The organism is Bradyrhizobium prioriisuperbiae (genome assembly GCF_032397745.1).
Taxonomy (GTDB): Bacteria; Pseudomonadota; Alphaproteobacteria; order Rhizobiales; family Xanthobacteraceae; genus Bradyrhizobium_A; species Bradyrhizobium_A prioriisuperbiae.
On sequence record NZ_CP135921.1, the window covers coordinates 1,700,741 to 1,718,625 of the forward strand.

The window sequence follows — 17,885 nt, forward strand, 5'->3', positions numbered from 1 at the left end:
CCTCGTGATTTGCTTGTCGTTGGTTTAGCTATCGCATCAATTCGGGCACCTGACCTTCACATCTGTTTCAAGCTGTCATGCCGTTCTTTTATAGGCTGCAATCCGCTGCGCGCGTATGCTCACCGGCACAGGCGTCTTGCCCAGGTTGCTGCACGACAGCAAGAAACTGAAAACGAACAACAATTCAGGGAATGGAAGCACATGGAAAAAGTCGGCTTTATCGGATTGGGTCGCATGGGACGGCCGATGGCATCCAACCTGTGCCGCAAGGGCTTTCGCCTCACCGTCAACGACATCAACCCCGAGGCCGTTGCCGAACTCGAGCTGCTGCAGGCCGCCAGCGCGCCGACGGTCGCCGAGGTGACGAAGGCCTCCGACATCATCGTCACCATGCTGCCGAACTCGGCCGTGGTGGCCGATGTCATCGGCCGTGTCGACGGCATCATCGCCAACGCCAAGCCTGGCTCGCTGATCCTGGACATGAGCACCATCGATCCGGACACCACCGACCGGCTGGCCAAGGATGCCGCCGCCAAAGGACTGCGTTTTGTCGACGCCCCGGTGGGTCGGCTCGCTAGCCACGCCGACCGCGGGGAGTCGCTATTTATGGTCGGCGGATCAGTCGCGGATTTCGAGCGTGTCAAGCCGCTGCTCGAGGCGATGGGAAACACCATCTACCATTGCGGCGATGTCGGCACCGGCACCCGGACCAAACTGGTGAACAATTTCCTCGCGGTGTCGTCCTGCCAGATGAATGCCGAAGCGCTGGCGCTGTCGCAGCGCTTCGGGCTCAATCTCGAGCGCACTCTCGACGTGCTCTATGGCACCACCGCGGTCAACGGCCAGCTCAAGATCGCATGGCCGACCAAGGTGCTGGTCGACGACACCGAGCCCGGCTTCACCATCGATCTCGCCCACAAGGATCTGACGCTGATCATTGATTCCGCCAACGCCGCGAAGGCGCCGATGCCGATGGCCGCAGCCGCGCGGGAGGCTTTCAGCACCGCACGGGCGCGCGGTTTCGGCGCGAAGGATTTCTCGGCCATGGTCGATGTGCTATGCGACCTCGCTGGCATCAAGAAGCCACGGTTGCCGAAGACATAAGCCGCTACGGTGCTTTGTCGAAGCTCATCGCCTTCACATAAACCCAGACCTGTCCGTCAGCAATTCGCACGGGGTAGCGGCGCAGATCCCTGCTCGGCCATCCCGGCGAGATCTGGCCGTCGCGCAGGTCGAACGACGCGCGATGACGCGGGCAGAACAACCGGCCATCCCGGACATCTCCCCGGCAAAGATCGGCCTGCTCATGGGGGCAGGCGCGCTCGAAGGCGTAGATCTCCGAGGCATCGCGCAACACGATGAGCTCGATGCCATCGACACGAGCGGGAATGATCGAGCGCTCAACCAGGCGCTCGGACTCACAAATTGCAATCCATTCGTCCGCCATCACTGGCCGGCCACCGCGCCAGGCCTATCCGCCGAGATACGCACGGCGCACATGCTCGTTCTCGATCAGGTCCGCACCAGGACCGGACAACACCACTCGTCCGGATTCCAGCAGATAGGCATGGTCGCACATCTCGAGCGCGGCGAAGGCGTTCTGCTCCACCAGCAGCACGGTGGTGCCGGCATCGCGGATGGCGCGGATGATGGCGAAGGTCTGTTCGACGATATTGGGCGCGAGCCCCAGTGACGGCTCGTCAAACAAGACCAGCCGCGGACGCGACATCAAGGCGCGGCCGATCGCCAGCATCTGCTGCTCGCCGCCCGACAGTGTGCCGGCGACTTGCCGGCGCCGCTCGGCCAGCCGCGGAAACTCGCCATAAATGCGAGCCATATCGGTTGCGACCGCAGCGCCATCCGAGCGCAGATAGGCGCCCATTTCGAGATTTTCCTCCACACTCATGTGCGGAAACACCCGCCGGCCTTCCGGACAGTGGGCGATACCGCGTTTGAGCACCCGCTGTGGACCGGCATGGGTGATGTCTTCGCCGTCGAACAGCAGGGTGCCGGCGCGCGGCGGTACGAGCCCCGAGATCGCACGCAAGGTCGTGCTCTTGCCGGCGCCATTGGCGCCGATCAGCGCCACCAGTTGTCCGGCGGCAACCGTGAGCGACACGCCTTTCAGCGCCGTGACCTGGCCATAGCCACACACCATGTCGCGGATTTCAAGCATGGCGTGCCCCCTTGCCGAGATAGGCTTCGATGACATCGGGATTGGCGCGGATCGTCTCGGGCACGCCCTCGGCGATGATGCGGCCGTAGTTCAGCACCACAATGCGATCCGACACACTCATCACCATCGGCATATCGTGCTCGACCAGCAAGATGGTGACGCCGCGGTCTCTGATCGAGCGGATCAGTTGCACGAAGGTGTGGGTTTCCGAGGCATTCATGCCGGACACCGGCTCATCCAGCAACAGCATCGACGGCTCGGCCGCCAGCGCCAGCGCAACGCCGACCAGCCGTTGCTCGCCATAGGACAGTGAGCCTGCGATATCGTCGCTGCGCGCGGCAAGCCCGACCCAGTCGATGATCTCGGCTGCCCGCGCGCGCAACGCCCGCTCGGATGCGCGCGCCCGCGGCAGGCCTAGCACCGAAGCCGGCAGTCGCACTTTGTTTTGCCGATGCAGGCCAATCAGCACATTATCGAACACGGTGTCGCCGGGGAACACGCTGGTGCGCTGGAACGTCCGGATCAGGCCGAGGTCGGCGATCTGATGCGACTTTAATCCGCTCAACGGCACGCCGCGGTAACGCACCTCGCCTTTGCTCGGGGCGAGGAAGCCCGTCATCACGTTGAAGGCGGTGGTCTTGCCGGCGCCGTTGGGGCCAATCAGGCTGACGATCTCGCCTTCGCCGACGCTGAAATTGAGATCGGACAGTGCCACCAGGCCGCCGAACTGGACGCCGACATGCTCGATCGCCAGAACCGGTGCGGAACTCGCTGTCATCATGCCCGCTCCTCGACATTGCGTTCGACAAAACCGACTGCTGGTTTCGCCCGCCGGAAACGGCGCCAATGTCCAGCGAGCGAGGGCACGATGCCGCGCGGCAGCACGAACAGGATCACGATCAGCACCACGCCATAGGCGATCCATTGTGCTTCCGGCGCCATGATCGGCCGCAATGCCACCGGCAGCAGCCCGAAGATCAGGCCACCGACAATCGGCCCCGCCAGCGATCCCTTGCCGCCGCTGATCACCATGATCACCATGGTGACGGTGTTGAGAAACATGAACACGTCCGGATCGATGATGCGGATGTAATGGGCATAAAGACTGCCGGCCGCCCCCGCGATGCCGGCGGAGACGACGGCGGCAAGCGTCAGTGTGCGCGTCACATTAATGCCGACGGACACCGCGAGCGTCTCGTTCTCCTTCAGCGCCCGCATTGCGCGGCCGAACGGCGAATGGACCAGCTGGGAGATCAGGACATAGGTGGCGGCCCCCACCGCCAGCACCGCATAATAGTTCTGCAGCTTGGTGCGCAGGGTCAGGCTGCCGAACGCCGGCAGCGCCAGGGTGAACGAGGGAATGCTGGTCAGCGCCAGCGGCCCCTGGGTCAACTCCACCCAGTTTAGCGCCACCAGCCGCACCACTTCGGCGAACGAGATCGATACGATCACAAAATAAGCGCCACGCACACGGAACGATAGCCGCCCGACCAGATAACCACACAGCGACGCGATCGCGATCGCTAATACGAAACCCGCGACCGCCGGCCACGGCTCGTGCACGATGCGGAAACCGCCCGGCAAACCGATATCGAAGCCCAACGACGTCAGCGCGCTGACATAGGCGCCGATGCCGAAAAACGCTACATGGCCCAGGCTCAGTTGCCCGGTAAAGCCAAGCAGCAAATTGAGGCTCATGGCGGCAATGATGAAGATGCCGGTGGTGATCAGCGCGTTGAGCAGATACGGATCATGCAGCCAGAGCGGCACCGAGGCGAAAGCGAGCAGACCGACGAGGAAGCCTGTCAACCGGTTCATCCGACGCGCTCCGTCCTGGCGAACAATCCGGTCGGCTTGAACAGCAGCACCGCGATGATGATCAGAAAACCCATCGCATCGCGATAACCCGACGACACGTAACCGGCGCCAAGCTCTTCCGCCAACGCCAGTGTGAAGCCACCGATTACCGCGCCCGTGATGTTGCCGAGGCCGCCGAGAATGACGATGGCAAACGACTTGGCGGCGGCGAGATCGCCCATCTGCGGGAAGATCACATACACCGGCCCGAGCAGCGCGCCCGCCGACGCCGCCAGGCTCGATCCGATGGCGAAGGTCGAGGTGTAGATCAGATTGACATTAACGCCCATCAGCGCCGCGGTGTCGTGGTCCTGAAAGGTGGCGCGCATGGCGCGGCCGAGCTTGGTGCGATTGATCAGCAGATACGAGGCGATAATCAGGCAGGCCGCGGCGCCGAGCACGAACAGCCGCAGCCACGACACCGACACCGGGCCGAGCACCAACGGCTCTTCCGGAAACGGCGTCGCCACCGATTTCGCGACCCCGCCCCAGGTCCACAGCGCACCGGACTGCATCGCGATCCAGGCGCCGATCATCACCAGCATGGTGGTGTCGATGTCGGAGCCGCGCAGCGGCCGCAGCAGCGTCAGTTCGATCAGCGCACCGAGCAGCCAGCCGGCAACCACGGCCAGCGGCAGCGCGAGAAAGAAATTCACCCCGAGTTGCTGGGTGATCAGGAACATCATGTAGGCGCCGAAGGTGTAGAGCACGCCATGGGTGAAATTCACCACATTCATGATGCCGAAGATCAGCGTCAGCCCGATCCCCAGCAGCGCGTAGGTGCCGCCGAGGACCAGGGTGTTGACCAGATGCTGCAGGAATTCGCTCATGGCCGCTCGTTTGTTGAGAGATTCTATTGCTCGGCATTCCGGGGCATCGCGACAGCGATGGACCCGGAATCTCGGTCCTTACCGGTCGCTCCATCGAGATTCCGGATCGCCGCTACGCGGCGTCCGGAATGACGCGAAGGACGGTCAGTTACAGCGACGACAGCGAGATCTTGCCGTCGTTGATTTCGATCATGTAGACGTTCGGCTGGCTCTGGCCGCTCTCCTGGCCGGCCGGCCCCGACTTCTTGAAGATGATGTCGCCGTTGAGGCCCTTGACGTCGATGTTCCACAGCGCCGCCTTGATCGCCGCGGGCTCGGCCTTGCCGGCTTTCTGGATTGCGGCGGCCGCGGTGCGAATGCCGTCATAGCCACGGAAACTTTCCGTCACACCGGCGAACTGGAAGCCGCGCTTCTTCCACTCGGAAATGAAGTAAGCGGTCGCTTCCGGATTCGGGGTTTTCTCCGGGAACCAGGGCAGGAAGGTCGTCAGGTGCATGGTGCCGTTGGCGGCTGCGCCCGCCTGCTCGATGATCTGGTCGGGATTCTGCGAGCCGCCGGTGGTGATGATGCGTTTCTTCAGCCCAAGTGCGGCCGCCTGCTTGAAGATCAGAGTGAGCTGGTCCACTGCGGTCGTGATCATCAGCGTGTCGGCGTCGGAGCTCTTGAACTTGGAGAGCTGCGCGCTCATGTCCTGTGCCGACTGATCCATGGTTTCGATCAGACCGACGGTGACGCCCTTGTCCTTCAGCATCTTGCCGAAGTCTTCGGCGGCGCCGCGGCCCCAGTCATTGTTGATGACCAGGAAGTCGACCTTCTTGAGCCCGATCTTGCCCACCAGCGGGGCGAACGCCGCCGCCTCCACCGACGACGGCGGCGAGATGCGGAAGATAAAGGGATTGCCGGATGTGGTGATCTTGCCCGAGGACGACGTCTCGACCACCATCGGCGTCTCATAATCAACGAGCTTGGGCATCACCGCGAGCGTGAGGCTCGACCCCCAGGCGCCCATCATCACCGGGGTCTTGTCGCGGGTGATCAGCTTTTCCGCAACCGCGGCTGCCTCGGTCGGGTTGCTCTTGTTGTCCTCGATCACAAGCTCGAGCTTCTGGCCGAGCAAGCCGCCCTTGGCGTTGATCTCATCGGCTGCAATCTTTGCGCCGTTGACGACGTAGGTGCCGGATGCGGCAAAGGCGCCGGTCAGCGGCTCGTTGACGCCGATCTTGATGGTTTGTGCCGAGGCTGTGCCATCGAGCATGGCGAGCGCCAGCGCGATCGCCGGAAGAGACTTGAACGCGGTCATATGGTTCTCCAATCTGATACGCTGTTGATCGTTGCGTAGTCCAAACCCCGTCGTTCGCGCCCGGCACGCGAACGCCGATTCCTCACGCTGTGTCTCCACGTCCCCCGCGGTGGCGAAGCCATTGCTTCAGCTGGCCGCACACGAGACCGAACAACAGCGATAATCCATTCAAATCCTTGGCCGGTGCAGCAACCGCATCCATGGCGCCGCCCGACAGGCGGCGATCGAGATTGCTTGCAAACTCGGCGATCAGCCGCGCGGCGAGATCCCGCACCAGCGCGGGACGGCCGACCTGCGCCAGCAGGCCCTTCAGGCTGTAGCCGATCGCAAGCTCCACCCGTGTCGCGGCGCCGCCGTCGAGCGGTAACAGGCGGTAGCGGATTTCACCCTGGGTCGAGGACCGGCTGCGCGCATCATTGCCGATGCCGATAATACGGCCGGATCGGCTGGCGGGATCGCGCTCGATGCGCGCCGCGCCCTGGAAGGCCGCGGCGATCGGGCCAATTTTGACTCGGATCGCCCCGGTGACATGTTCCGGCTTCGGATCACCGGTCAGCGCGGCACCGGGCAGGCAGGCCGCGACCGCAACGATATCGCCGAAGATCTCCAACACTCGTTCCGGCGGATGGGCGATGTCGAAATGCTGGTCGAGCACCATCGCCGGCGTGAAATCGGGAATGACAATGGGTGCCCCGGTATCAGCCGCTTCGACATCCTGCACGCGCGTAAGCCTCGCGCTGGCGGTGCAAACGCCAATCTGGTGCCCGGCCCCTGCCGGACCAAGGCCAGCGCGGCCGGACACAGGCGCAATGCCACGGGCCCGCCGCGCCGAGATCACTGAGCGCACTGCGCGCACGATGCCGACATACCCGGTGCAACGGCAGAGATTGCCACTGAGGCCGATACGAATCCGCTGCTCGTCCGCGTCCGGCAGCCGCAGCACCAGGTCACGCGCCGATATCAGCATGCCCGGCGTGCAGTAACCGCACTGCAAGGCGTGCTCGCGGGTAAAGGCCGCCCGCAGTTCGATCGCGACTTCGTCGTGATCGAGGCCTTCGATGGTGGTGACACGGGCGCCGCCGCAGGTGACGGCAAAGGTGATGCAGCTGCGGGCCGGGACGCCGTCGAGCAGCAGGGTGCAGGCGCCGCAGACGCCGTGCTCGCAGCCGAGATGGGTGCCGGTCAGATCCAGCTTGTCGCGGACGAAGTCCGCGAGGTTGGTGCGGGGCTCGATCGCCGCATCGACGGCGCGGTCGTTGACGGTGAGCACGAGGGGCGTCATGCCGCGGCCTCTGCAACGGCGCGGCGCAGCACCGCGACATGGATGTGCCGGTCGGTTGCATTCGCAAGGCCGGCCTTGGCGAGAAAAGCATCGGCGACGCGGGCGTCGAACTGTCGGCCGAAATCGGCCGTGATGCGGCCGCCAAACAGTTCGGCGCCGTCGGCCAGGACAATCGGTGCGGCTTCCACGGCACCGACCACCACGCGAGCCGTCGCCGCATCGACATCGATCAGCACCGCACCAATGGCGTGAGCGAATTCGCCCGGCTTGCGGCAGCTCTTGGCGTATCCCCAGCGTGCCGAGGATGCCATCGCCGGCACTCGCACAGCTTCGACGATCTCGCCGGGCCGCAGCGCCGACTCCAGTGCGCCGATTACGAAATCTGCCACCGCGACGCGGCGTGTTCCGGTGCGACTGCGCAGGCTCAGTGTCGCACCGAGCGCCGCCAACGCCGAAACCCAGTCGGCCGAGGGATCCGCATGGCTGAGCGAGCCGCCGATGGTGCCGCGATTGCGCACCGCACGATAGGCGATGGCACTGGCCACCCGTTGCATGGCGCCACGGGTGAGGTCGGGAATGCGGCCGTCCTCGATATCGGCGTGGGTGACGCAGGCGCCGATTACCAGTTCGCCACCGCTCACCTCCACATGCTTCAGTTCCGCAAGACCTGCGATATCCACAATCAGATCCGGCGCCACCAGCCGCAAATTCAGCATCGGGCCGAGCGACTGGCCACCGGCCATGATCTTGATCACGCCATCGGTGCCCGCCATGGCAGCCAGCGCAGCACCGAGATCGGCGGGGCGTTCATAGGCGAAGGGAGCCGGTTTCATGCCGCCGGCCTTTCCGCGTCGCGCGCCGCCAGGATCGCCGCAACCACGCGGCGCGGCGAGATCGGCGAGTGCAGCAACTCGACACCGAGCGGGCGCAGCGCATCGTTAACCGCGTTGGCGATTGCCGCCGGCGGAGCGATGGCACCACCTTCACCAATGCCCTTGACGCCAAACTCAGTATAAGGCGACGGCGTTTCCATGTGATCGAGCCGCGGCTCCGGCACCTCGGTCGGACCCGGCAGGAGATAGTCGGCCAGCGTCGTTGCCAGCGGCTGACCGGCGGCGTCGAACGGCATCTCTTCATAAAGCGCTGTGCCGATGCCCTGGGCGAGACCACCAAAGATCTGGCCGTCGACAATCATCGGATTGACCAGCACGCCGCCGTCTTCGACGATGACATAGTCGAGGATCTCGACATCGCCGAGATCGGGGGCGACGGCCACAATGACCGCATGCGCGGCATAACTGAAGGTGCCGGAATCACGCTGCGGCTTGTAACCGCTCGTCGTCTCGAGTCCGGCCGGATCAACATCGGACGGCAGATCCTGCGGCCGGCGATACCAGGTGTGCGCAATCTCGGTGAGGCTGACGCTGCCGCTGCGTCCCTTGACCAGGCCATCGGCGAGAACAACATCGGCGGCGTTGAGCTGCAGCAGTTTCGCGCCGATCTTTTTGGCGCGCTCGCCAAGCTCGCGGCAAGCACTTGCCACCGCGCCACCGGCCATCACCATCGAGCGCGAGCCCCAGGTGCCGGTGGAATATGGCGTCATCGCGGTGTCGCCATGCACCACGCGCACCTTGGCCGCATCGACGCCAAGCATCTCATGGGCCACCTGCGCCAGCGTCGTCTCCATACCCTGGCCATGGGAGTGCACGCCGACCCGCAACTCCAGGCCACCATCCGGCGTCAGCCGCGCGCCGGCCTGCTCATGCCCCGGCACCATCGGGATGCCCCAGCCGGCATAAACCGACGTGCCGTGCGCCGCCTGCTCGCAATAGATCGACATCCCGACCCCGATCAGTCGCCCATCGGATTCGCCCTTGCGCTGGCGTGCACGCACGCCGGCGATATCGATCGCGGTCAGCGCGCGGCGCATCGCTTCGGGATAATCGCCGCTGTCGAAATGCTTTTTGGTGATGTTGTCGAACGGCATCTGCTCTGGGCGCACCAGATTGCGGAGCCGCACCTCGCCGGGCTCGAGGCCAGCTTCAGCCGCGACCGCATCGAGCATGATCTCCAGCGCAAAACACACGCCGGTGCGCGCCACCCCACGATATGGCAGGATCGGGCATTTGTTGGTGGCGACGGAGAAGGTCCGGCAGCGATAAGCCGGCATCTGATAGGGGCCCGGCAGAATGCTGGCGACTTGCGCGGCCTCGAGGCACGCGGAAAACGGATAAGACGAGTAGGCGCCGGAATCCACGGTCGCCTCGCAGTCGATGCCGCGCAGGGTGCCGTCCCGATCGGCATACACCGTGATCTTGTAGTGATGCTCCCGGCAATTGGCGCTGGCGACCAGATGCTCGCGGCGATCTTCGGTCCAGCGCACCGGATGCCCCCGCTGCAGGGTGAGCCAGGACAGGCAGACTTCTTCCGGCAGCAGAATGCCCTTGTGGCCGAAGCCGCCGCCGACATCGGGCGAGACGATGCGGATTTGCCCTTGCTCCATGCCAAGGCAATCGCTGAGGCCGTTGCGCACGATGTGCGGCATCTGGCTGCCGGTATGGAGCGTCAGCTGGTCAAGGCGATGATCGAAGCTCGCCACCACGCCGCGGCCTTCCAACGGCGCCATGCATTGCCGTGCGGTGGAAATCTCTCGCGTCACTTTGATCGGCGCGTCCAGCGCCGGCGTCAGGTCCACCTCGAAATTAGTCTCGAGAAAAACATTGTCGCCCCAGTGCTCGTGCACCAAGGCCGCGCCCAGCTCACGCGCTTTCAGCATGTCATAAACCGCGGGCAACTCTTCGAGATCGAGCGTCACGCTGGCTGCGATGTCTTCCGCTTCCGCGCGCGTCGGCGCCACGCACATGGCCACGAGTTCGCCGACTTGGCGCACCTTGTCTGTGGCCAGCACCGGCTGCTCGGACACCTTGAAGCCCGGCAATCCCGATACGGCGCGGATCGGCTTGATGCCGGTGAGATCGGCCGCGGTGAACACCGAGCCGCGATAACGCTCCGGCACGTGAATGCCACGAATGCGCGCATGCGCCAGCGGGCTGCGCACAAAGGCGACATCCTGCAGACCGGCGAGGCGGATGTCGGCGACGAACTGGCCACGCCCGCGCATCAGCCGATCGTCCTCCTTGCGCGGCAGCCGCGCACCGACGCCCTGCCCGGCGCTAGCATCCGAGGCAGGCTCTTGCGCGTTGCGCAGCATCATCACATCACCGCCGTCCAAGCTGACCCCCTATCCCCTCATGGCGAGCAGACGTGTGGTTATGCGGCCACCGCTTGCGGCAGGATCGAGGCCACCGCGTCGTAGCGAGTGCCAGCGCGCAGGCAGAACGCCGGCTGCAGCAACCGTTCGGCAGTCACTTCGGTGTTCTCGTTATCACGCAGGATGAAACGCCCCTGCTTTTCGCTGAGCACGCTGACGTCGGCCTCCATGCCGACCTTGAGTGCGCCAATGGTGTCGGAAAGGCCGAGCATCTGCGCCGGATGCGAGGTCACCATGGGCACCACCTGTTCCAGCGTCAGCCCCAGCGCCATCATCGAGCTCATCGCCTGCACCAGGCTGAACTTGGCCTGGCCCGCGAACGGATGGTTCTCGTCGTCCTCGTGCTCGTCGGGCGTGCCGGCGGGCTGCGGCACGTGAGTGTTGTAGCCATGGATATCGGCGCCGAGCGTCGTCGGCACGATGCCCGCAGCAATCGCCTTCTTCGCCAGCCGGTAGGAGAAGTGGCTGCCGTGGCCGACATCGACCCGCAGGCCGCGATCGAGCGCGGCACGGATCACCGGATGCACCTCGCCCTCGCGATTGACGAAGCCGCCGGGATGGCGCGTGAACGGGTGCGCAAGGATATCGCCGGGGCGCAGCAGCGGAATGACGCGATCGAGGATGGTGTCGACGTCCTCGCCGTTGTTACCGCTTTCCGGCAGGCCCCAAAGCTGGCCAAAATGCACATAAACCGGCAGGTCGGAGCGGCGGCCGATTTCGGCAGCCATCTCCATCACCCGGATGCCCCAGCGCGCGAAACCGCCGATCTCCGCATGCGCCTTGATGCCGCGCACCAGATCGAGATTGGCCGTGGCGGACTTTACCGTGGCGTCGACGTCGACGCCGTCGGGACTATAAAGCTTCGGATAGAAATGTCCTTCCAGCCCGCCGACCAGATAGGCGGAGAGAAATGCGTAGACCCGAGATTTCGCGGGCTCCGCAATGAAATGCCGGAAACCCGGCAGCGTCATGCAGGACGCACCGCCCTGATCGACCAGCGTGGTGACGCCGGACTGCACACCCACCATATCCGGCGCCATGCCGAAGCGGCCGGTGACATAATGATAGACGTGGCCGTGCGTGTCGATCAGCCCCGGCAGCACCAGCTGGTCGGTGACATCGATGACTTCTTTCGCGCTGGTCGGCAGGATATCCGCCTGCACTGCGGCGATCCGCCCATTGCGCACGGCGACATCCCTGATGCCGTCGATGCCCGAGGCCGGACAAATCACGCGGCCGCCGCGCAGCAGCAGGTCGAACGTGGGGCTGATAGACATGATCGGTCTCCTTCTCTCCGTCTCGTCATCCGGGCGGCGACCGCTTCCATCGGCACCGCCGAGATACGAAGCATACTTCGCATTCGGTGAAAGCAAAGCGGTATTACGAAGCATGCTTCGTATTTGCTAAAAGCAAGGAGCGTGCCATAAAGCGAATGCCGCGGTGCACACGAATCGCGCGCAGACAGTGTCCGGGCAGCGGGAGCAGATGGTGCGGAAGACCAACACGCGTCGGGATCAGACTCAACATCCGGCCTGGCCGCTCGAGCAGCGGCCGGGCTTCCTGATCCGGCGCCTGCATCAGATTCATGTGGCGCTGTTTCAGGACGCCTGCAGCAAATATGAGGTGACGCCGCTGCAATACAGCCTGCTGTCGGCATTGGCGCAGCGCGGAACCGCCGACCAGACCACGCTGGCCGCCGATATCGCGCTCGATCGCACCACAACGACTGGCGCGCTGAAGCGGCTGGCGGCCCGACATCTGGTCGAGCGCGCAGTGAATCATGAAGATCGGCGCGCGCGCGCCTGCCGGCTGACACCTGCAGGTACCGCATTGCTCGCAAAAATCGAAACGCCGGCCCGCGACGCGCATCGCGCGACAATCGCGGGCCTGAGCAAGGCCGACCAGACCCGGCTCATCGCCTTGATGCAGCGAATTGTCGCTGACGATGCCGGCCGCACCAGCGCCAACGACGCGATTGAATAAGGACACTCACCCTCGCGCAGCGATGAGAACTTAGGCAACGTGCCTCAGATCAAGCAGCGCGCCCTCACAGCTCCATCTTCATCGGCTCCGGGAAATAGCGGAAGCCGTCGCCCTGCTTGGCGATATGGCCGATGCCGGGCCAGGCGAAATGGTAGGCCAGCACGGGGGTGCGATTGGTCGCGAGTGTGGTGAGCATCTTCACCCGCGACTGCGCCGACTGCTTGGGATCGGTGTCGTAGGCGAATTCGGTCAGCGGCTTTTCCAGCAGCAGCACCGGGTGATGGGTCAAATCGGCGATGTAGCAGAGCTGCTCCTTGCCGGATGAGATCATGAAGATGGTGTGGCCGACGGTGTGCCCCGGCGCCGCCATCGCCTGGATGCCGGGCAGAAATTCCTGGCCGTCCTTGATGAACACCATGCGGTCGCGGTTGGGCGTGAGATTCTTCTGCGCGTGATCGAGAAACGCCTTCAGCGACGGCGCCACCTTGGCCGGATCTGTCCAATACTCATAGTCGGCCTGGGTGATGTAGTACTGCGCATTGGGGAAGTTGCGCGTGTCGGTTTCCGACATGCAGCCGCCGCAGTGATCGATGTGGGCATGGCTCATCACCACCGCATCGATGTCGCCGGGGTCGATGCCCGACGCCTTCAGGTTGGCCACCAGCTTGCCGGTGGTCGACCCGAACAGCGTCGAGGTGCCCATGCCGGTGTCGAACAGCACCATCTTGTCACCGGTGTTGAGCACCAGGATGTTCTGCTCCAGCACCGCGTTGGACACCGGCAGAAAATTGTCGGTCAGTTGCTTGTCCATCTCGGCCGGCGTCAGGCCAGCGAAACTCGCATGGGGATCGCCGAGCGGCAGCGTGCCGTCGGAAATGATGGTGGCCTCGGCGTCGCCGAGCTTGAAGCGATAATAATACGGCGCCGGCTTGTTGATCCTGGCCGCCTTGGCCAGCGCGTCAGGCGAACCGGACAGCGCCAGCGCACTGAGCGATGCGGCGCCGCCGAGCATCAGGTTGCGGCGGGAGAGAGAAGCGAAGTTGGAAATCGGATGGTCGGTCATGCGTTTCCCCTTGTTCTTCTTTGATCTGCCCGTTGTGGGCGAAAGGTAACTCCGTAAGCGCGATTTCGATCCCTGAATTCGATTGGACACTGATGCTGACAGTTTGACGCAGCCCGGATGCCGCTGATCACACCGGGCTGCGTCGGTTTTGATTTAAATCGTACGGCCGCCGTCGACCGGCAGCACCACGCCGGTCAGGAATTCAGCGTCGTCGCTGCCGAGATAGATGCAGGCATTGGCGATGTCGGATGGTTTTGACATCCGCCCCAGCGGAATCGTGGAAACGAACTTGGCGCGGTTCTCCGGTGTATCCGGCACGCCCATGAAGGATTCCAGCAGCGCCGTGGCGCCGATCACCGGCGCGATGCAGTTGACGCGGATGCCGTCGGGCGCGAGATCCAGCGCCATCGATTTCGACAGCAGGTTCACCGCACCCTTGGTGGCGTTGTACCAGGTCAGCCCCGGGCGCGGCCGCACGCCGGCGGTTGAGCCGATATTGATGATGCGGCCGGATTTCTGCTGGCGCATCACCGGCACCACCGCATTGGTCATCAAAAAAATCGACTTCACATTGATGGCGAAGACCTTGTCGAATTCTTCTTCGGTGACGTCCAGCAGCGGCTTGTTGCGAAAGGTCCAGCCGGCATTGTTGACCACGATGTCGAGCTTGCCGAAATTGTCGACCGCCGCCTTCACGGCTTTTTCGATGTCGGCTTTCTTGGTCACGTCGCCGGCCACAGCGATCGCGGTCTTGCCGGCCTCAGCCGCAATTTTCGCCGCACCCTCGCCGTTGAGATCGAGGATCACGACACTGGCGCCTTCGCGCACATAGGAGAGCACGATCTCCGCGCCGAAGCCTGATGCACCGCCGGTGACGAGAGCGGATTTTCCCTGAAGTCGCATAGTCATCTATCCTTGTTGTTGTTCGAAAGTTCTTTTGTTTGTCATCGCCGGGCTTGTCCCGGCGATCCCGATAAGGAAGGCACTGCGTCCCTGAGAGGGGCCACCGGGACAAGCCCGGTGGCGACAAGGAAAAAATATCAGCCGTGCTTGACCACGAGGGTCTTCATGGCGGCGAATTCGTACAGCGCCTCAAAGCCCTTTTCGCGGCCGTGGCCGGATTTCTTCATGCCGCCGAACGGCAGTTCGATGCCGCCGCCGGCGCCGTAGCCGTTGACGAACATCTGGCCGACGCGGACTTTCCGCGCCACGCGCAAGGCGCGGGAGCCGTCTTTCGACCAGACGCCGGCGACCAGGCCGAATTGGGTGCTGTTGGCCAGCCTGATCGCGTCCGCCTCGTCGTCGAACGGCATGGCGGCGAGCACCGGGCCGAACACTTCGTCCTGCGCCAGCTCCGACTTGGGATCGACCTGGGTGTAAAGCGCCGGGGCGACATAGAAGCCTTCGCTCGGCGCATCCTTCGCCACCTTGCCGCGGGCGAAGATGCTGGCGCCGGCAGCCTCCGCCCGCGCCAGCATTTTTTCGATGCGCGCTTTCTGCCCGGCGCTGATCACCGGGCCCAGATCGAGATCCATCTCCGGCGTGCCGGCGGTGAGTTTTTCGAACCGCAGTTTCAGGTCCGCCAAAAAGCGATCCCAGATCGGCCGTTCGATCAGCACGCGGGAGCCGGCCGAGCAGGTTTGCCCTGCGTTCTGGATGATGGCCGCCGCCACAGTGGTCACCGCCGCGTCGAGATCCGCGTCCGCAAACACGATCTGCGGCGACTTGCCGCCGAGTTCGAGGGTGCAGCCGATGTGGTTCCTCGCCGCCGCGGTCTGCACCAGAACCCCCACCTCGGGGCTGCCGGTGAAGGTGAGAAAATCCAGGCCGGGATGCGCAGACAGCGCCGCGCCGGCTTCTTCGCCGAGACCCGGCACGATGTTGAGCGCGCCCTCGGGGAAGCCGGCTTCCGCGGCCAACTCAGCCACGCGCAGCACCACCAGGCAGGCTTCCTCCGCGGGCTTGATCACGCAGGCATTGCCCATGGCGAGGGCCGCAGCCGCGGTGCGGCCGAAAATCTGGCCGGGATAATTCCAGGGGATGATGATGCCGACTACGCCCAGCGGCTCGTACAACGTGGAGACGAGATACCCGTCCAGGAACGGAATGGTGTCGCCATGCACTTTATCCGCGGCGCCGCCATAGAATTCGAAATAACGCGCCAGCGCAACCGCATCCGCGCGGGCCTGCTTCATCGGCTTGCCGGTGTCGGTGGCTTCCAGCAGCGTCAGTTCATCGGCATGATCCTCGATCAGCCGCGACAGTTTGGTCAGCAGCCGGCCGCGCTCGGTCGCGGTCAACCGGCCCCAGGCCCCCTCCTCCAGCGCATGGCGCGCGGCTTTCACGGCGCGGTCGATATCGGCGGCATCGCCGGCCGCGATCGAGGTGAACACCTGGCCGGTGGCCGGCGCCAGCATCGCCACGGTCTTGCCGGCCTGGGCGGGCTGCCACGTGTTGTTGATGAAAACGCCCTTGGCGGGCGGCAGCTTGAGGGGGATGGTCATGAGAGATCCTGACGTCGATAGTTTGATGGCATTCTTGATTGAGGTCTGTTGGGCCTTGCGAACGGGCGCACGCGACACCGCGCGACGGACCCCGAACGACACTGCCAAAGGAAACACTACCGGAGTAGCCGGGTGATTTTCGGCCCTGCGCTGGTGGCTGTCAAACCGAGCGATGCAGGAACGCGAGGGCACCGGGACCATGGCTGGCGGGATTGCGGAGCTGGTGGACCACGCTGACACGTATCAGTCACTTTTTGCAGTGCGGCAGCAGTCCTGCGACGCGGGAGAAAAATCACGCGGCAACTCCCACGTGCCGCCGTCTTTCGGCATCGACCGCGCCAGTTGCTCCCGCCGCAGGCGGAAGCGCAGGCGGGCGCGGGCCATGTGCTGGCGATCCCTGACCATGCGGCCGCGCTTGCCGATCCGCCAGTCGCCGCGGGAATCATCCGCGATGTCCAGCATCTGATCGCCCAGCGCCTGGGCGCCGAACGCGCGGGCGAACGCGTAAGGCATGGCGAAACCATGGTGATCGCGCCGCGCCCAGCGCAGCACCGTGGAATGTCGCGGCATTCCCGGCGCGCGGCAGATGCGCTGCAGCGGCCGCCCCGCCATCAGCGCCGCGCAGATCCGCGCGGCGAGCGCTTCGCTGTAACAGCTGGCCGCGCCCTTGCGCCGGGTGCTCGCGCGATAACGCGCGGCAAAGCCGTCGCGGTCCTGCGCCACCCAGGTGCGCACGGTGCGTTCGCCCGGCATGGTGGTGTCGCGGCAGATGACGCGCAGCGAGCAGCCCTGGGACAGCTGCGCGCAGATGTCGTCCGCGAGGTCGCGGCTGTAGACGGGGCTGGTGCGGGTGACGGGCGTCATGCCCGGAGTGTTGGTGATTTGCGGGAACGGGACAACGCGTGGGGGGTGTGGGTTATGGGGGGAAGGTGGCGGGGAACGTGATGGGCGCACACGCGCCGTACCACCCACATTGTCATCACCGGGCTTGTCCCGGTGATCTCGCTTAGGGACGCAGTGCGTCCCTTATCGGGGTTGCCGGGACAAGCCCGGCAACGACAAAAGAGAAGGATCACGACCGCGGCAGCGAAGCAAGACACGCCTCGTCACACCTTCTCCCGCGGGCCCTTCAACAACCTTCGCGCCTGATCGGCCACAAACGGATGGCTGTCGCCGCAGCGCGTGCAATGGAAGGCGAGGCCGGTCGCGCCCTTCGACGGCGCCAGCGCCATTTTCGATTTGCAGGAGGGGCAGTCGTGGCGGTCGGTTTCGTGCACCAGGATGGAGATCCAGGCGCGGATGCTGACAGCGAACAGGGCGCCCACCACGAGGGCAATCGCGATAAGCAGCCACATGGCGCGCAATCTCCACATGCAGGAGACGCTAGCGCGCGGCGAATGGTTAAGGGTGGTAGGTGCGTGGCACCTGTGTTGACCATGAATGTTTAGGGTGAATGGGGGTGGGTGTTGCACGAACCGCGGCCGCCTCGCTCCAGGGGGACGAGAGTGAAGCTGATGAGCGCCTTCGTCGCGGCCCATCCTTCGAGACGCCCGCTGCGCGGGCTTCTCAGGATGAGGTCGGAGGTGTTGGCAGACCCTTTGATCGCCGTGGCTTCGAGG

17 protein-coding genes are annotated in these 17,885 nt (G+C 64.5%); 2 read left to right on the forward strand and 15 right to left on the reverse strand.

The genetic code is table 11. From position 1 onward, the window contains the following. Window positions 1-9 precede the first annotated feature (9 nt). Complete coding sequence (locus RS897_RS07940; RefSeq protein WP_315836035.1) at window positions 10-1,104, forward strand: NAD(P)-dependent oxidoreductase; 1,095 nt, start codon at window positions 10-12, stop codon at window positions 1,102-1,104. A gap of 4 nt (window positions 1,105-1,108) precedes the next feature. Here the strand turns inward: RS897_RS07940 and RS897_RS07945 are convergent, their stop codons facing one another. The 10 genes from RS897_RS07945 to RS897_RS07990 all read right to left on the reverse strand — a co-directional run bounded on the left by RS897_RS07945 (window position 1,109) and on the right by RS897_RS07990 (window position 11,993). After that, window positions 1,109-1,447 (reverse strand): Rieske (2Fe-2S) protein, encoded by a 339-nt coding sequence (locus tag RS897_RS07945; protein ID WP_315836036.1) that lies wholly within the window; start codon window positions 1,445-1,447, stop codon window positions 1,109-1,111. A 24-nt stretch (window positions 1,448-1,471) separates the two neighbouring features. Beyond that, on the reverse strand, window positions 1,472-2,176 hold the full coding sequence (locus RS897_RS07950; RefSeq protein ID WP_315836037.1) for an ABC transporter ATP-binding protein: 705 nt from the start codon (window positions 2,174-2,176) through the stop codon (window positions 1,472-1,474). Then, on the reverse strand, window positions 2,169-2,954 hold the full coding sequence (locus tag RS897_RS07955) for an ABC transporter ATP-binding protein (RefSeq protein ID WP_315838556.1): 786 nt from the start codon (window positions 2,952-2,954) through the stop codon (window positions 2,169-2,171). The genes RS897_RS07950 and RS897_RS07955 overlap by 8 nt, the downstream gene beginning before the upstream one ends. Continuing rightward, window positions 2,954-3,994, reverse strand: coding sequence for a branched-chain amino acid ABC transporter permease (locus tag RS897_RS07960; RefSeq protein ID WP_315836038.1), 1,041 nt, complete (start codon window positions 3,992-3,994; stop codon window positions 2,954-2,956). Before RS897_RS07960 ends, RS897_RS07955 begins: the two co-directional genes overlap by 1 nt. Then, a complete protein-coding gene (locus RS897_RS07965; RefSeq protein ID WP_315836039.1) occupies window positions 3,991-4,863 on the reverse strand; it encodes a branched-chain amino acid ABC transporter permease in 873 nt (290 codons plus the stop codon). The genes RS897_RS07960 and RS897_RS07965 overlap by 4 nt, the downstream gene beginning before the upstream one ends. 148 nt (window positions 4,864-5,011) lie before the next feature. After that, on the reverse strand, window positions 5,012-6,163 hold the full coding sequence (locus RS897_RS07970) for an ABC transporter substrate-binding protein (protein ID WP_407654453.1): 1,152 nt from the start codon (window positions 6,161-6,163) through the stop codon (window positions 5,012-5,014). A gap of 82 nt (window positions 6,164-6,245) precedes the next feature. After that, on the reverse strand, window positions 6,246-7,445 hold the full coding sequence (locus RS897_RS07975) for a xanthine dehydrogenase family Fe-S subunit (RefSeq protein ID WP_315836040.1): 1,200 nt from the start codon (window positions 7,443-7,445) through the stop codon (window positions 6,246-6,248). Further along, on the reverse strand, window positions 7,442-8,278 hold the full coding sequence (locus tag RS897_RS07980; protein WP_315836041.1) for an FAD binding domain-containing protein: 837 nt from the start codon (window positions 8,276-8,278) through the stop codon (window positions 7,442-7,444). The genes RS897_RS07975 and RS897_RS07980 overlap by 4 nt, the downstream gene beginning before the upstream one ends. Further along, a complete protein-coding gene (locus RS897_RS07985; protein WP_407654538.1) occupies window positions 8,275-10,659 on the reverse strand; it encodes a xanthine dehydrogenase family protein molybdopterin-binding subunit in 2,385 nt (794 codons plus the stop codon). The genes RS897_RS07980 and RS897_RS07985 overlap by 4 nt, the downstream gene beginning before the upstream one ends. Window positions 10,660-10,715: 56 nt before the next feature. After that, entirely contained in the window at window positions 10,716-11,993 is a 1,278-nt protein-coding gene (locus RS897_RS07990) for an amidohydrolase/deacetylase family metallohydrolase (RefSeq protein WP_315836042.1), read from the reverse strand. Window positions 11,994-12,201: 208 nt separating this feature from the next. On the opposite strand from RS897_RS07990, the gene RS897_RS07995 reads away from it, so the two are divergent. Then, window positions 12,202-12,699 (forward strand): MarR family winged helix-turn-helix transcriptional regulator, encoded by a 498-nt coding sequence (locus tag RS897_RS07995; RefSeq protein ID WP_407654539.1) that lies wholly within the window; start codon window positions 12,202-12,204, stop codon window positions 12,697-12,699. 64 nt (window positions 12,700-12,763) lie between these two features. On the opposite strand, the gene RS897_RS08000 is transcribed toward RS897_RS07995, so the two are convergent. From RS897_RS08000 to RS897_RS08020, 5 genes are all read right to left on the reverse strand, one after another. Further along, window positions 12,764-13,762: an MBL fold metallo-hydrolase gene (locus RS897_RS08000; protein WP_315836044.1), complete on the reverse strand. Its 999-nt coding sequence runs from the start codon at window positions 13,760-13,762 to the stop codon at window positions 12,764-12,766. Between the two features lie 153 nt (window positions 13,763-13,915). Further along, window positions 13,916-14,665: a glucose 1-dehydrogenase gene (locus tag RS897_RS08005; RefSeq protein WP_315836045.1), complete on the reverse strand. Its 750-nt coding sequence runs from the start codon at window positions 14,663-14,665 to the stop codon at window positions 13,916-13,918. Between the two features lie 137 nt (window positions 14,666-14,802). Beyond that, window positions 14,803-16,266, reverse strand: a complete 1,464-nt coding sequence (locus RS897_RS08010) for an aldehyde dehydrogenase family protein (protein ID WP_315836046.1) — start codon at window positions 16,264-16,266, stop codon at window positions 14,803-14,805. 243 nt (window positions 16,267-16,509) lie between these two features. Next, a complete protein-coding gene (locus tag RS897_RS08015; RefSeq protein WP_315836047.1) occupies window positions 16,510-17,130 on the reverse strand; it encodes a terminase small subunit-like protein in 621 nt (206 codons plus the stop codon). Window positions 17,131-17,372: 242 nt separating this feature from the next. Further along, window positions 17,373-17,621: a hypothetical protein gene (locus tag RS897_RS08020; RefSeq protein WP_315836048.1), complete on the reverse strand. Its 249-nt coding sequence runs from the start codon at window positions 17,619-17,621 to the stop codon at window positions 17,373-17,375. Window positions 17,622-17,885: the final 264 nt, after the last annotated feature.